Source organism: Pseudomonas sp. EA_105y_Pfl2_R69 (assembly GCF_963970915.1).
Classification (GTDB): domain Bacteria; phylum Pseudomonadota; class Gammaproteobacteria; order Pseudomonadales; family Pseudomonadaceae; genus Aquipseudomonas.
Map to the genome: position 1 here is coordinate 324,688 of NZ_CAXAOO010000004.1, position 14,510 is coordinate 339,197.

Consider the following 14,510-nt stretch of genomic DNA (forward strand, 5'->3'; position numbering starts at 1 on the left):
TCTCGATTGCCTGCCCATGCCTAACCATTCCCCCTGGCGCGCCGATTTCCCCGGCATTCTGGCCCTCGAGGCCGAAGGCCAGACCTATCTGGACAGCGCCGCCACCGCGCAAAAACCCCAGGCCATGCTCGATGCCCTGCTCGGCTATTACGCCGGCGGCGCAGCCAATGTGCACCGTGCCCAACACCTGCCCGGCGAACGCGCCACCCGCGCCTTCGAAGCTACCCGGGAGAAGGCCGCGCAATGGCTGAATGCGCCCGACGCAGAGCAGATCGTCTTTACCCGCAGCGCCACCGAAGCCTTCAACCTGCTGGCTTACGGCCTGGAGCAACGCTTTCAGCCCGGTGACGAAATCGTTATCAGCGCCTTGGAACACCACGCCAATCTACTGCCCTGGCAGCAACTGGCGCTGCGCCGCCAGCTCAAGCTGGTGGTGTTGCCGCTGGACAGCCATGGCCTGATCGATCTCACCCACGCCGCGCAGCTGATCGGCCCGCGCACCCGCCTGCTGGCAGTCAGCCAGCTGTCCAATGTGCTCGGTTGCTGGCAGCCGCTGCAACAGTTGCTCGCACTGGCGCAGGCCCGGGGCGCGCTGACCCTGGTCGACGGCACTCAGGGTGTGGTGCATGGCCGCCATGATGTCCAGGCGCTGGGCTGCGACTTTTATATCGGCTCCAGCCACAAACTCTACGGCCCGGACGGCGTCGGCCTGCTCTACGGCCGTCCACAGGCCCTGGAGCAGCTGGCGCACTGGCAGTTTGGCGGCGAGATGCTGCTGCACACCGACTACGCCAGCGCCAGCTTTCGCCCCGCGCCCTTGGGCTTCGAGGCCGGCACGCCGCCGATAGCCTCGGTGATCGCCCTGGGGGCCAGCCTGGATTATCTGAGCAGCCTCGACGCCAGCGCCGTCAGCACCCACGAAGCGGCCCTGCATACCGAGCTGCTGGCCGGGCTGCAGCAGCGTCAGGGTGTGCGCCTGCTCGGCACGCCCAATGTCGCCCTGGTCAGCTTTGTGGTCGACGGCGTGCACCACGCCGACCTCGCTCACCTGCTGACCGAGCAGGGTATCGCCGTACGCGCCGGCCATCACTGCGCCATGCCGCTGCTCCACGGTCTGGGGCTAAGCGGAGCGATTCGCGTGTCCCTGGGGTTCTATAACGATTCGGCCGATCTGCAGCGCTTCTTCGCCGCCCTGGATCAGGCCCTGGAATTGCTGCAATGATCCTGCCGGCCAATGCCCAGCAGGCCCTCGAGGCCTTCGGCCAATGCCCCGGCTGGGAACAGCGCGCACGTCTGCTGATGCAATGGGGCGACCAGCTCGCCCCGCTCAATGATGCAGAGCGCTGTGCAGCCAATCGGGTACAGGGTTGTGAAAGCCAGGTCTGGCTGCTGGCCGAGCGCGACGGCGCACACTGGCAGTTCCGCGCCAGCAGTGATGCACGCCTGCTCCGCGGCCTGCTGGCGCTGCTGCTGGCACGGACCAATGGCCTGACCCAGACCGAACTGGCACAGCTGGATCTGCCCGCCTGGTTTACCCAGCTCGGCCTGGCGCGCCACCTGTCGCCCTCACGCAGCAATGGCCTGCAGGCCGTGCTGGCGCGTATGCAGCAACTGCTGGCTGCGGCCGATCAGGGTTCAAGCGCCCACTGATCGGCATTGCCGGAATACAGGGCCTGCTGCAGACGCGCAATCTCGCCACTCTCGACCAGGCGGCGCAAACCCGCATTGAACACCTCACGCAACCGAGCGGCCCGGGCATCGCTTTTGCGAAACAGCAGGTGCAGCGGTTCGCTATTCAATAACCGTGGGTGATGGGTAATGGCCGCTCGCGTCTCGGGGCTGAACCGCCGTCGCAACATGGCGTAACCCACAGCTCGATCCTGCGGATGAAAATCCACACGCCCCAGCTCCAGCAGGCGAAAACCGGTGTCTTCCTTGCTACTTTGCTGCACCTGCAGCTGCCCACTCTGCACCGCCGTATCGAACTGCGAGCCATAGGAATAACCCAGGGTGGTGGCGATCTGGAAAGACTTGAGATCGTCGATACGCGCCCAGTTCAGCTGCTGACCAGTGCGCTGGAACAGCACAATCTGGCCCTGCACCACGGGGTCACTGCACTCACTGATACGCCGCCGCTGGGCGGAGCAGGAATACGGCATCACCGCATCCAGATTGCCCTGCTCGAGCATCAACAGGTTGCGATCCCAGGGGTAGTAGACGAACTCGACCCCATACCCCGCCGCCTTGAAGATATCGCGCACCAAGCGTGACAACGCGCCGCCATCCTCGCGCTGCTGGTCGACATAGGGTGCCCAGTCACCGGTGCCCACCCGCACCACCGGATGGGCATGGGCACTCAGGCAGGCACAAAGCGCTGCAAGCAGCAGCACGTAACGCGGGGCATGGCCGAACAGATGACGCAGCAGGGGCAACACAACACACCTCAATTAAGCGGAAAACAGCATATCCCTGCCGAACAGCGACCCGGGCGGGTCATTCCTGCAGATTAGCCAAGGCTCGCCACGATGCATCAGGCAAGCGACTGCCGCTCCGCTGGCCGCCGCGTACCGGCGACCAATTTATCGACGATGCGCGCGGCAGCCACCATGCCAAAGGTCGCGGTCACCATCATCACCGCGCCGAAACCGCCGGCGCAGTCGAGCTTGACCCCCTCGCCGACAAAGCCCTTGTACTGGCACACCGTGCCATCGGGCTTGGGGTAGCGCAGCTGCTCGCTGGAATACACACAGGGCACGCTGTAATTGCGCCCCGGGGTACGCGAAAAGCCATAGTCGCGGCGCAGGGTGGAACGCACCTTGGAGGCCAGCGGGTCGTTCCAGGTCTTGTTCAGATCGCCGACCTGAATCTGCGTCGGGTCGATCTGCCCGCCCGCGCCGCCAGTGGTGATCACCTGGATCTTGCGCCGTTTGCACCAGGAAATCAGCGCGGCCTTGGCGTTGACGCTGTCGATGCAGTCGATCACCGCATCCAGTTGCTCGGTGATGTACTCGGCCATGGTTTCACGGGTGACGAAATCCGCCACCGCATGCACCACGCAGGCTGGGTTGATGCCGCGGATGCGCGCCGCCATCACCTCGACCTTGGGCTGGCCGACCGTGCTGTCGAGCGCATGCAGCTGGCGATTGCTGTTGCTGACGCAGACATCGTCCAGATCGAACAGGGAAATCTCGCCCACCCCGGAACGCGCCAGGGCTTCGGCCGCCCAGGAGCCGACGCCGCCAATACCGACCACCGCCACATGCGCAGCCGCCAGCCGCTCGGCACCTTCGCGGCCATACAGGCGGGCGATCCCCGCAAAGCGTTGTTCGTCGACAGGCATCTTCTCTCCTCGCTACCCCGCACCCGGGGCGGCGCATTATAGGAAGCCGCAGGCCACGACCCAAGCACTGTCTTGCCTGGCCCATGGCCAGCAGACCAATGGCGCGGCCGCGATCCGGCGAAACAGCCTGGCGACGGCCCATTGCGAGCAATTTGCTTTAAGATGACGGCCTTTCCGCCTGATGCCGCCTTGGAGCCGCAATGACCGCCATCGCCCCGACCCTCTCCCCGACCCTGGAGCTTGCCTGCGAGCTGATTCGTCGCCCCTCCGTCACGCCCCTCGACGAAGGCTGTCAGGAGCTGATGACGCGCCGTCTGGCTGCCTGCGGCTTCGCGATCGAACCGATGCGGATCGAGGAAGTGGACAATTTCTGGGCCAGCCACGGCAGCGACGAGGGCCCGGTGCTGTGCTTCGCCGGGCACACCGACGTGGTTCCCACCGGCCCGCTGCAGGCCTGGCAGCACCAACCGTTCGACGCCCTGATCGATGAGGCGGGCATGCTCTGCGGCCGTGGCGCGGCCGACATGAAGGGCAGCCTGGCGTCGATGATCATCGCCGTTGAGCGCTTCGTCGCCGAATATCCGAACCACAAGGGCCGTATCGCCTTCCTGATCACCAGCGACGAAGAAGGCCCGGCCCATCATGGCACCAAGGCCGTGATCGAACGCCTCGGCGCGCGGCGCGAGCGCCTGGACTGGTGCATAGTCGGCGAACCCTCGAGCACCTCGCTGGTCGGCGACGTGGTGAAGAATGGCCGCCGCGGCTCCCTCGGCTGCACCCTCAGCGTGCGCGGCGTGCAGGGCCATGTGGCCTACCCGCACCTGGCCAAGAACCCCATTCATCTGGCCGCCCCGGCCCTGGCCGAACTGGCTGCCGAACACTGGGACGATGGCAATGCCTTCTTCCCGCCGACCAGCTTCCAGATTTCCAACCTCAACGCCGGCACCGGGGCGACCAACGTGATCCCCGGCGAGCTGAAGACGGTGTTCAACTTCCGCTTCTCCACCGAATCCACGGTCGAAGGCCTGCAGAAGCGCGTCGAAGCCATTCTCGACAAGCACGGCCTGGACTATCACCTGGAATGGGCGCTGTCCGGCCTGCCCTTCCTCACCGAACCCGGGGCCCTGCTCGACGCCGTGGCCGCCAGCATCAAGACGGTCACCGGCCGCGACACCCAGCCTTCGACCAGCGGCGGCACGTCCGACGGGCGCTTTATCGCCACCCTCGGCACCCAGGTGGTGGAACTCGGCCCGGTCAACGCCACCATTCACCAGATCAACGAGCGGGTACTGGCCAGTGACCTGGATGTGCTGACCGAAATCTATTACCAGACCCTGGTCAAACTCCTCGCATGAGTCTCACCTGCCCCATCTGCCAGGGTGCGCTGAGCGCCGTCGACAACAGCGTGGTCTGCCCGGCCGGCCATCGCTTCGACCGCGCGCGCCAGGGTTACCTGAACCTGCTGCCGGTGCAGCACAAGAACAGCCGCGACCCCGGCGACAACGCCGCCATGGTCGAGGCGCGCCGGCGCTTTCTCGACGGCGGCCATTACGCACCGCTGGCAGAGCGCCTGGCGCAACTGGCGGCCGGCTACAACCCCGCGCGCTGGCTGGATATCGGCTGCGGCGAAGGCTATTACACCGCTCAGCTCGCCGCCGCCCTGCCCCAGGCCGACGGCTATGCCCTGGATATTTCCCGCGAAGCGGTCAAGCGGGCCTGCAGGCGTGCGCCGCAGCTGAGCTGGCTGGTGGCGAGCATGGCCCGGGTACCGCTGGCCGACGCCAGCTGCCAGCTGCTCGCCAGCGTGTTCAGCCCCCTCGACTGGCAGGAAGCCAGACGCCTGCTCGCCCCCGGCGGCGGCCTGCTGCGCATGGGGCCGACCCGCGAACACCTGATGCAGCTGCGGCAGAAACTCTATGACGAGGTGCGCGACTATGACGATCAGAAACACCTGGAGCTGATCCCCGACGGCATGCGCCTGGCCCATAGCGAAACCCTGAGTTTCAACCTGCAACTGGACAGCAGCCAGGCCCGCGCCGACCTGCTGGCCATGACCCCGCACGGCTGGCGCGCCAGCGCCGAGAAGCGCGCGGCGGTGATCGCCGAACCCTGCGCAGTGACCGTTGCCATCCGCTACGACTGGATCGAGAGAATATGACCATGCGCCAACCGGATATCGAGATCTACCTGAAAGACGCCGATCACACTGCCATCGGCGAATGGCTGAGCCAGGCCCTGGGCAGCTGCACGCCCTGGCAACAGAAGGGCCAGACCTACAAATGCCTGGCCGGCACCGTACCCGTGACCTGGCTGCCGAAAGCCGTGGGCAAGTGGCACAGCCTGTACCTGGAAAGCGCCGCCACGCCCTGGGCCGACGACCTGGCCTGCGCCCAGGCCGCCTTCGCCGCCCTCAATGTGGAAGTACGCTGTGCACCCGGCGGCTGGCAGGAAGAAGAAAGCGACGAACAGGCCGACCGCTGGATGCGTATCAGCGCCGATGGGGTGGAGGAAATCACCTGGCGTACGGGTTAAAACCCGCGAACTCGGCTTATCGAGCTTTTCAGGACGGCGAGAGCACAACCCCCGTTTATCATGCCTATTGCTGCATGTACATGAGGAGTGGTTTTCGCCCCTCACGGGCGAGTTACTTTCTCTTTGCTTGTGCAAAGAGAAAGTAACTAAAGAGAAAGCACACCCGACATACGGGTCTGGCTACGCCAGACGTCCCTCCTTCCGGCGTCGCTCCGGGGGCCGGCGTACAAGGGCCGTCCATGACCCTTTACGCCTCTCGCCGCATCCTTGCGGCTCGTCCCCCTACACAACACCTCCACTCGGCCTTCTGACGGGACCCAGGTCGCGCGCCTGCAAACCTTTTTACAAGGCTTCAGACTTCCAGCATTGAGCTTTTGCTCCTTCACAACGAACGTCCAGACAACGCCAAGCCCCCTTCAGGAGGCCGAAAGGAATCGTTGTGCAAGGGGTTGCCGCGATGGGCCAGGGATGGCCCTTCGCGGCGGGCCCCTGGAACGACGATGGAGCGAGGGAACCTCGGCGCAGCCGGGGCCGGATGATGGGGTGGCCTTCTTTTTGGTTACTTTTTCTTGGCCAAGCAAGAAAAAGTGACTCGCCCGTGAGGGGCGAAACCATGACTCAAGTTCAACACATAAATAATACGAACACAGAACCTAGAAACCATGCCAAAAGAGAGCAGTCCCCTAAAACAACAAAACCCCGCCGAGGCGGGGTTTTGTTTGAACCGGGCGCTTACTTCTTGCCCAGTTTCTTCAGCTCTTCGTCACGCAGTTCGCGGCGCAGGATCTTGCCAACATTGGTAGTCGGCAGCACGTCGCGGAACTCGACGGCCCTAGGCACCTTGTAACCGGTGACGTTGGCGCGCATATGTTCCATGACCTGCTCTTTGGTCAGGGTTTCACCCGGCTTGACCACCACGAAGATCTTGATCGCCTCACCCGACTTCTCGTCCGGCACCCCGATGGCCGCACACTGCAGCACGCCCGGCAGGGTCGCCAGCACGTCTTCCAGTTCGTTGGGGTAGACGTTGAAGCCGGACACCAGAATCATGTCCTTCTTGCGGTCGACGATGCGCATGTAACCGTCTTCCTGGATCACCGCGATATCGCCGGTCTTCAACCAGCCTTCGGCGTCGAGGATTTCGTCGGTGGCTTCCTGGCGCTGCCAGTAGCCCTTCATCACCTGCGGGCCCTTGACGCACAGCTCGCCAATCGAACCCAGGGGCTGCTCGACGCCTTCATCGTCGATCACCTTGCACAGGGTCGACGGCACCGGAATGCCGATGGTGCCGATCTGGATATTGCTGAACGGGTTGACCGAGGCCACCGGGCTGGTTTCGGTCATGCCGAAGCCTTCGCAGATCGAGCAGCCGGTCACCTGTTTCCAGCGCTCGGCGGTCGCCAGTTGCAGCGCCATACCGCCGGAGAAGGTGGCCTTCAGGGTGGAGAAGTCCAGCTTGCGGAAGTCCTCGTTGTTGCACAGGGCAACGAACAGGGTATTAAGGCCGACAAAACCGGTGAACCGGTACTTGGCCAGGTCCTTGGTCATGGCCGGCAGATCACGCGGATTGGTGATCAGCACGTTGTGCCCGCCAATCAGCATCATCGCCATGCAATGGAAGGTGAAGGCGTAGATGTGGTACAGCGGCAGCGGCGCGATCAGCACTTCGCTGCCTTCGCTCATTTCCGCGCCCATCAGCGCCTTGACCTGGAGCATGTTGGCGATCAGGTTGCGGTGGGTCAGCATCGCGCCCTTGGCCACCCCGGTGGTGCCGCCGGTGTATTGCAGCACGGCGATTTCAGCGCTGTTCGGCGCGACGTCCTTGACGGTCTGGCCACGGCCCTTGGCCAGGGCGGCGGTGAGCTTGATGGACTGCGGCAGGTTGTAGGCCGGCACCATCTTCTTCACGTGCTTGACCACGCTGTTGACCAGCAGACGCTTGAGCGGCGGCAACATATCGCCGACCTCGGTGATGATCACCGTCTTGATTCCGGTTTTCGGCAGCACCTGCTCGGCCAGGTGGGCCATATTGGCCAGGCTGACCAGGGCCTTGGCACCGGAGTCGTTGAATTGGTGTTCCATTTCCCGGGCGGTGTACAGCGGATTGGTGTTGACCACTACCAGGCCGGCACGCAGGGCACCGAAGACCACCACCGGGTATTGCAGGACGTTGGGCAGCTGCACGGCAATGCGGTCGCCGGGCTGCAGGTCGGTGTGCTGCTGCAGGTAGGCGGCAAAGGTGCCGGACAACTCGTACAGCTCGCCATAGGTAAGGGTCTTACCCATATTGCTGAAGGCTGGCTTGTCGGCGAAGCGCTGGCAGGACTCTTTCAGTACCGCCTGAATATTCGGGTACTGGTCAGGATTGATTTCGGAAGCGATCCCGGCAGGATACTTATCCTTCCAAAAATTCTCGGTCATGGAAGCCCACTCCTCAGCAACAGCTTGATCTTCACCGCATAAGGCGGCTGTTTATTGTATGTTCGCCCGCTTTGGCCCACTCCATGGAGCAAAAAGCCGCCCGAGGGTAGCAGCTTTACCAGGGAGCGACCAGCGACAGGCTACGCAGTCACAAAAAAACCGGATCACTTGATCCGGTCATTTATCTCGGCCTGCCGCCAAGCCCGAGGGCTAGGCGATATCGCGCAGTTCGCGGCGGAGAATCTTGCCCACCGGCGTCATCGGCAGCGCATCGCGAAAGACGATGTGCTTGGGTACCTTGTAGCCGGTGAAGTTCTCCTTGCAGTAGGCCTTCAGCTCCTCCGCAGTCACCCCACCCTCACGGGCCACCACGAACAGCTTGACCGCCTCGCCGGACCTCTCGTCCGGCACGCCGATGGCGGCGCAGCTGGCCACCTGCGGATGGCCCATGACCACATCCTCGATCTCGTTGGGGTACACGTTGAAGCCGGAGACGATGATCATGTCCTTCTTGCGGTCGACGATGCGCACAAAGCCGTCCGCATCGATCACCGCCACATCGCCGGTCTTGAACCAGCCCTCGGCGTCCAGCACCTCGGCGGTGGCCTCTTCGCGGTTCCAGTAGCCCTTCATCACCTGGGGGCCCTTGATGCACAACTCGCCACGTTCGCCCAACGGCTGCTCGACGCCGTCGTCGTCGATCACCTTGAAGCCGGTACCCGGCACCGGGATGCCCACGGTACCCAGGCGCGCCTGGTCGCCATAGGGATTGGTGCTGGCCACCGGCGAGGTTTCGGTCAGGCCATAGCCTTCGACCACGGTGCAGCTGGTCATGGCCTGCCAGCGCTCGGCCGTGGCCTTGACCAGGGCGGTGCCGCCGGAGTTGGTGACCTTGAGCCTGGAGAAATCCAGGTGTTTGAAGTCCGGGTTGTCCATCAGCGCGACAAACAGCGTATTGAGGCCCAGCAGCGCGGAAAACTGCCACTTGCCCAGCTCCTTGACGAAGCCGGGGATATCCCGCGGGTTGGTGATCAGCACGTTGTGGTTGCCGTTGACCATCATGCACATGCAGTTCGCGGTGAAGGCATAGATATGGTAGAGCGGCAGCGGCGCGATCATGATCTCCTGGCCCTGCTTCATCAGCGGGCTGCCATCCGGCCCCAGCTGCGACAGGCAGGCATCGACCTGCAACATATTGGCCACCAGATTGCCATGGGTCAGCATCGCCCCCTTGGCCACCCCGGTGGTGCCACCGGTGTACTGCAGCACGGCGACGTCGTCCTGGCCGACCTTGACCGGTTTGAGCCCATGCCCTTGCCCCTGCTTGAGCGCGTCCTTGAACGCTACCGCCTGCGGCAGATGGTACTCGGGCACCATCTTCTTGACCTTCTTCACCAGGGTGTTGACCAGCCAGCCCTTGAGGCTCGGCAGCAGGTCGCCCATCCTGGCTTCGATCAGGTAATCGATCTCGGTATCCGGCAGCACATCCTGCACCAGCTTGCCGAACATGTTCAAGTAGACCAGGGCGCGCACCCCGGCGTCCTTGAACTGATGACGCATCTCGCGGGCGGTGTACAGCGGATTGGTGTTGACCACGATCAGCCCGGCACGCATGGCCCCGAACACGGCAATCGGGTACTGCAGCACGTTGGGCATCTGCACCGCGATGCGCTCGCCGGGCTGCAGGTCGGTGTGCTTCTGCAGGTAGGCGGCAAAGGCCGCGGACAGACGATCCAGCTCGGCGTAGGTCAGGGTCACCCCCAGGTTGCTGAAGGCCGGTCGGTCGGCGAACTTCTTGCATGAACGCTCGAAGACCTCCAGCACCGACTTGTAGGCCCCCAGATCGATCTCGTTGGGTACCCCGGCCGGGCGTTTGTCGCTCCAGAAATCAGGCTGCATTTATTTTTATCCTCTTGCCCTGAAATGATCCTATCCGCGCAGCGGAGTTGCCTGGAAAGTAACAGCTAACCTCAGGCGGGCAAATAGTCAGAACGCGTCATTGACGAGCTGAATCTTGCCGCTCACCCTGAGCACTATCCGGGCCCATCGCCCATTACCCTCCAGCACAGGCACCCAGCCGACCCGCCATGCCGATTCTTCTGTTCGTTGCCCTGTGTCTGCTGCTGTGCGGCAACCCGAGCCATGCGCAATCGCTGCGCCTGGCCACCCTGGAATACCCGCCCTACAGCTCCGAGCACCTGCGCAACGGTGGCAGCATAGTCGAACTGACCCGCCGCGCCTTTGCCGTGCAGGGTTATACGGCGCAGATCGATTTTCTGCCCTGGGCCCGGGTGCGCGTCGCCCTGCGCCAGGGCCACTACCAGGGAGCCCTGGCGCTGTGGCCCAGGGAAATTCAGGAAGAGCGCCTGATCGCCTCCCGGCCACTGTTCTACAGCGCGCTGGGCCTGTTCGTGCGGCGCGACTACGCCCTGAACCTCGAACACCTGGGGCAACTGCGCGGCAAAACCCTGGGCATAGTCCGCGGCTACGGCTACCCCCAGCGCATTCTCGCTGCCGGGCTGGTTCTGGAAGAGGCGGTGGACGACATCAGCAACCTGCGCAAACTGCGGGCCGGACGCTTCGATCAGGTACTCCTGGAGCGCCGGGTCGGCGAACACCTGGTGGCCCGGGACCCGCAACTGCGGGGGCAGCTGGTGTGGCAAGGCACGGTGCTGGAGCGGATCCCGCTGCTGGTGGGCTTCACCCCCAGCCGCCCGGGCCAGCCCGACTGGATCAGGATCTACGAACAGGGCCTGCGCGAGCTGCACGCCAGCGGCGAGTACAGGCGCATACTGCGCCGGCACAATAACTGACGAGCGCCAGGCTTTGCGGCAGGCCGCGCGCGGTGCACAATGCGCGGCACTTGCAGGCTTCACAGGCCGTCGAAAGACCCGGGCGCGGCAGGCGAGACAAGGCAAAAGTGGCGCAATGCGCGGCATGCCCAGCGCATAGCGGCAGTCCGAGGCCATTTTTAACGCGGTAACGGCAACACAGGCAGCAACAACGGCCTGTTAAGGGATTCGCCATGCTCCACGAAACGTTCTGGCTGACCAGCACAGATGCAGCGCCGATTTATGTCAATCGCTGGTACGCCGCCCAGCCGCCCCGGGCGGTGCTGATGGTGGCCCACGGCATGGCCGAACATAGCGGCCGTTATGGGCGTTTTGCCGAGGCCCTGGTGGCAGCGGGGTTCGAGGTCTATGCCCATGACCAGCGCGGCCATGGCAAAACCGCCGAACACGGCCTGCTCGGCCAGTACGCCGAACAGGACGGCTGGAACCTGGTGGTGGGCGACCTGGCCCGGCTCAACCACCATATCCGCCAGCAGCATCCGCACACGCCGATCTTCCTGCTCGGCCATAGCATGGGCAGCTATATCGCCCAGGCCTACCTGATGCAGCACAGTTGCAGCCTGCAGGGCGCGATTCTCTCCGGCTCCAACTACCAGCCCGCGGCGCTGTACCGTATCGCCGAACTGCTGGCCCGCTTCGAGCGCTGGCGGCAGGGCCCCAGCGGGCGCAGCGGCCTGCTCGAATTCGCCACCTTCGGCTCATTCAACAAGCGCTTCAAGCCCAACCGCAGCGAATTCGACTGGCTCAGCCGCGACCCGGCCGAAGTCGACAAGTATGTGGCCGACCCGCTCTGCGGCTTCCGTTGCGTCAATCAGCTGTGGATCGACCTGTTCGGCGGCCTGCAACAGATCACCCCGCGGGACAACCTCGCGCAGATCGACATCAGCCTGCCCCTGCTGGTGATCGGCGGAGCCTGTGACCCGGTCAGCGACGGCAAGCGCCAGGCCGATCTGGCCAACGCCCTGCGCGCCGCCGGCAACTCCCGTGTGCAATTACAACTCTACCCGGATGCCCGTCATGAACTGCTCAACGAGAGCAACCGTGCCGAAGTCACCGCCTACATCATCGACTGGCTGCAGCAGGCCCTAGACCAGCCGCGCCAGTGTCACCAACCGAGCCAAGAGAGTCATTCATGAGCCAAAGCAGCAATACCCCCTACGACGCCCTCGAAGTCGGCCAGACCGCCAGCTACAGCAAGAAGGTCGAAGAACGCGATATCCAGCTGTTTGCCGAAGTGTCCGGCGACCATAACCCGGTCCACCTGGATGCCGACTACGCCGCCACCACCATGTTCAAGGAGCGTATCGCCCACGGTATGTTCAGCGGTGCCCTGATCAGCGCCGCAGTGGCCTGCGAGCTGCCTGGCCCGGGCACCATCTACCTCGGCCAGAGCATGCGTTTCACCCTGCCGGTGAAACTCGGCGATACCCTGACCGTGCGCCTGGAAATCCTGGAAAAACTGCCGAAATTCCGCGTGCGCGTGGCCACCCGGGTGTTCAACCAGAACGATGAACTGGTGGTCGACGGCGAAGCGGAAATCCTCGCCCCGCGCAAGGCACAGACCGTCGAACTGACCCAACTGCCGCCCATCACCATCGGCTAAGAACTTGCCTCGGATCTGCTGCGCGTCGGCCCTGCTGCGTTAAAAACAGGCTCGGTAAGCCACTTGTGGCTAACGCGCTTTAGCGCGGCCCGGAGGGCGAGTGAAACGAGTTATGCTCATGTACAAAAGTACACTCGCGTGCGAGCCCAGTCCGCTTCCTCGCCGTTTTAACCAGCCGGAGGCTGTTACTAACGTAGCGCCTTGCAGGACTCTAGCTCGCGAGATCCGAAACAAGTTCTAAGCTTGCTGTCTCAGGTCACCGCCGCCGACTGCGGCGGTGCACTCCCCTACTACGCAATCGCGCCCGGGCAATCCGTTTCGGCGCATCTGGAGATTCTTATGTCCCTGTCCATGTACCAAGCGTCCATCCCGGTGTTTACCCGCCAGCTCAACAACCTCTCGACCATCCTCGGCATCGCCGCGGCCCACGCCGAAGACAAGAAGATCGAGCAGAGCGTATTCCTCAACGCCCGCCTGGCACCCGATATGTTCCCCCTCAGCCGCCAGGTGCAGATCGCCTGCGACGGAGCCAAGGCCGGCACCGCCCTATTGGCCGAAGTTGAAGCACCGAGCATGGCCGACGACGAAACCAGCTTCGCCGAACTGCAGGCGCGCATCGCCAAGACCCTGACCTTCCTCAACAGCCTGAGCGCCGCACAGCTCGACGGCAGCGCAGCACGCACCGTCACCCTCAAGCGCCGCGACAAGGAAACCCACTTCCAGGGCCAGGCCTTCCTGCTCGACCACGTGCTGCCGAACTTCTACTTCCACCTCACCACCGCCTACGCCATCCTGCGCCATAACGGCGTGGCCATCGGCAAGCGCGACTTCCTCGGCACCCGCTGAGCACGGCCCACCTTAGAGTCTGCTCGCGATCTCTTCGCAAGAGCCATACAGGACGCTCCGTTAGTAAGCGCCTGTGGTAGCAGATCGTGAACAGGCTCTTAGGCAAACACACTGACCGTCTGCCGACTCAGCACACAGGCCCGCCCCTGCCTGTCCCACAGGGTCGCGTCGATATGGCTGTAACCGTTGGCCGAACTTTGAATCGCCGCCCGGTATTGCCACCAGTCGTTGCCGCTGCAGTCCTGCGGCACCTGCACAACGCTCAAGGTCCAGGTAAGTGAGCTACCGCTGGCGGGTTTCTTCAACAGGCTGAACACCGCCGGTGGCCAGGCGTCCATCAGGGCCAGCAGTGTGGCCGGGCAAACCCTTGCCGACGAGGCCTCGCGCAGACGGATCCAACCGCCCATTTCGTGCTGCTGCGCACCCATAAAGGGCATCTTGCCCAGGGTGTAGCGGTAGTCGAAATACTGGGTGAAATCCGGCGTCAGGCCGGAGATAAAGGGGAAGGCCTGCACCTCATCCGGCCCGAGATAGGTCGGCGCTGCGGCGTGCTCCACCTGCACCACGGATTCGCGATCACTGCCGAAGCTGGCCAACATCACCGCGCATACCTGTTCATGCTGGATAGCCGTAGCCTGCACCTGGATCGCCGCCTTGCCTTCGCGCAGCAGGCGCACTTGCATCTCCAGCGGCCCGGGTGCCACCGGAGCGACGAAGGACAGCGACAGCGAACGCAGTGGCCGCTGGATGCCGATTTCGACCTCTACCCTCTGCAGCATCACTGCCGCCACCAGCCCGCCGAAGGTCGCCCGCCCCTGCCCCCATTTTTCCGGAATATCCAGGCTCTGCCCGGCGCTATCGCGTACCGCCACCATCACATCGTTGAAATCCATAGGAACACCTCCACTCCATTGTT

At 63.8% G+C, this 14,510-nt stretch carries 14 protein-coding genes; 9 read left to right on the plus strand and 5 right to left on the minus strand.

Annotated elements, in window-relative coordinates; all coding sequences use genetic code 11:
* The first annotated feature begins 16 nt into the window (after positions 1–16).
* Both AACY13_RS13620 and AACY13_RS13625 read left to right on the plus strand, forming a co-directional pair.
* Positions 17–1,222, plus strand: coding sequence for an aminotransferase class V-fold PLP-dependent enzyme (locus AACY13_RS13620; protein ID WP_339462115.1), 1,206 nt, complete (start codon positions 17–19; stop codon positions 1,220–1,222).
* Positions 1,219–1,650, plus strand: coding sequence for a SufE family protein (locus tag AACY13_RS13625; RefSeq protein ID WP_339462116.1), 432 nt, complete (start codon positions 1,219–1,221; stop codon positions 1,648–1,650). Before AACY13_RS13620 ends, AACY13_RS13625 begins: the two co-directional genes overlap by 4 nt.
* Here the strand turns inward: AACY13_RS13625 and AACY13_RS13630 are convergent.
* Entirely contained in the window at positions 1,629–2,435 is an 807-nt protein-coding gene (locus tag AACY13_RS13630; RefSeq protein WP_339462117.1) for a substrate-binding periplasmic protein, read from the minus strand. The genes AACY13_RS13625 and AACY13_RS13630 overlap by 22 nt on opposite strands.
* 95 nt (positions 2,436–2,530) lie before the next feature.
* Positions 2,531–3,340 carry a tRNA cyclic N6-threonylcarbamoyladenosine(37) synthase TcdA gene (gene tcdA, locus AACY13_RS13635; RefSeq protein ID WP_339462118.1) on the minus strand — a complete coding sequence of 270 codons (810 nt, stop codon included), beginning with the start codon at positions 3,338–3,340 and terminating at the stop codon, positions 2,531–2,533.
* A 200-nt stretch (positions 3,341–3,540) separates the two neighbouring features.
* Here tcdA and dapE point away from each other — a divergent pair, with 200 nt between their 5' ends.
* Genes dapE through AACY13_RS13650 form a run of 3 tightly spaced genes read left to right on the plus strand, consistent with a single transcriptional unit; the run spans position 3,541 to position 5,872 of the window.
* Entirely contained in the window at positions 3,541–4,695 is a 1,155-nt protein-coding gene (dapE, locus tag AACY13_RS13640) for a succinyl-diaminopimelate desuccinylase (protein ID WP_339462119.1), read from the plus strand.
* Positions 4,692–5,498, plus strand: coding sequence for a putative RNA methyltransferase (locus AACY13_RS13645; RefSeq protein ID WP_339462120.1), 807 nt, complete (start codon positions 4,692–4,694; stop codon positions 5,496–5,498). Before dapE ends, AACY13_RS13645 begins: the two co-directional genes overlap by 4 nt.
* A gap of 2 nt (positions 5,499–5,500) precedes the next feature.
* Positions 5,501–5,872: a hypothetical protein gene (locus tag AACY13_RS13650; protein ID WP_339462351.1), complete on the plus strand. Its 372-nt coding sequence runs from the start codon at positions 5,501–5,503 to the stop codon at positions 5,870–5,872.
* 732 nt (positions 5,873–6,604) lie between these two features.
* Here AACY13_RS13650 and fadD1 read toward each other — a convergent pair.
* Both fadD1 and fadD2 read right to left on the minus strand, forming a co-directional pair.
* Complete coding sequence (fadD1, locus tag AACY13_RS13655; protein ID WP_339462121.1) at positions 6,605–8,293, minus strand: long-chain-fatty-acid--CoA ligase FadD1; 1,689 nt, start codon at positions 8,291–8,293, stop codon at positions 6,605–6,607.
* A gap of 210 nt (positions 8,294–8,503) precedes the next feature.
* Positions 8,504–10,192 (minus strand): long-chain-fatty-acid--CoA ligase FadD2, encoded by a 1,689-nt coding sequence (fadD2, locus tag AACY13_RS13660; protein WP_339462122.1) that lies wholly within the window; start codon positions 10,190–10,192, stop codon positions 8,504–8,506.
* A 188-nt stretch (positions 10,193–10,380) separates the two neighbouring features.
* On the opposite strand from fadD2, the gene AACY13_RS13665 reads away from it, so the two are divergent.
* The 4 genes from AACY13_RS13665 (at position 10,381) to AACY13_RS13680 (ending at position 13,594) form a co-directional block, all read left to right on the plus strand.
* Positions 10,381–11,106, plus strand: coding sequence for a substrate-binding periplasmic protein (locus tag AACY13_RS13665; RefSeq protein WP_339462123.1), 726 nt, complete (start codon positions 10,381–10,383; stop codon positions 11,104–11,106).
* A 212-nt stretch (positions 11,107–11,318) separates the two neighbouring features.
* Positions 11,319–12,281, plus strand: a complete 963-nt coding sequence (locus AACY13_RS13670) for an alpha/beta hydrolase (protein ID WP_339462124.1) — start codon at positions 11,319–11,321, stop codon at positions 12,279–12,281.
* Positions 12,278–12,748, plus strand: coding sequence for a MaoC family dehydratase (locus AACY13_RS13675; protein WP_339462125.1), 471 nt, complete (start codon positions 12,278–12,280; stop codon positions 12,746–12,748). The genes AACY13_RS13670 and AACY13_RS13675 overlap by 4 nt, the downstream gene beginning before the upstream one ends.
* A 339-nt stretch (positions 12,749–13,087) precedes the next feature.
* Positions 13,088–13,594: a DUF1993 domain-containing protein gene (locus AACY13_RS13680; RefSeq protein WP_339462126.1), complete on the plus strand. Its 507-nt coding sequence runs from the start codon at positions 13,088–13,090 to the stop codon at positions 13,592–13,594.
* Between the two features lie 98 nt (positions 13,595–13,692).
* Here the strand turns inward: AACY13_RS13680 and AACY13_RS13685 are convergent, their stop codons facing one another.
* Entirely contained in the window at positions 13,693–14,487 is a 795-nt protein-coding gene (locus tag AACY13_RS13685; protein ID WP_339462127.1) for an acyl-CoA thioesterase, read from the minus strand.
* Positions 14,488–14,510 lie beyond the last annotated feature (23 nt).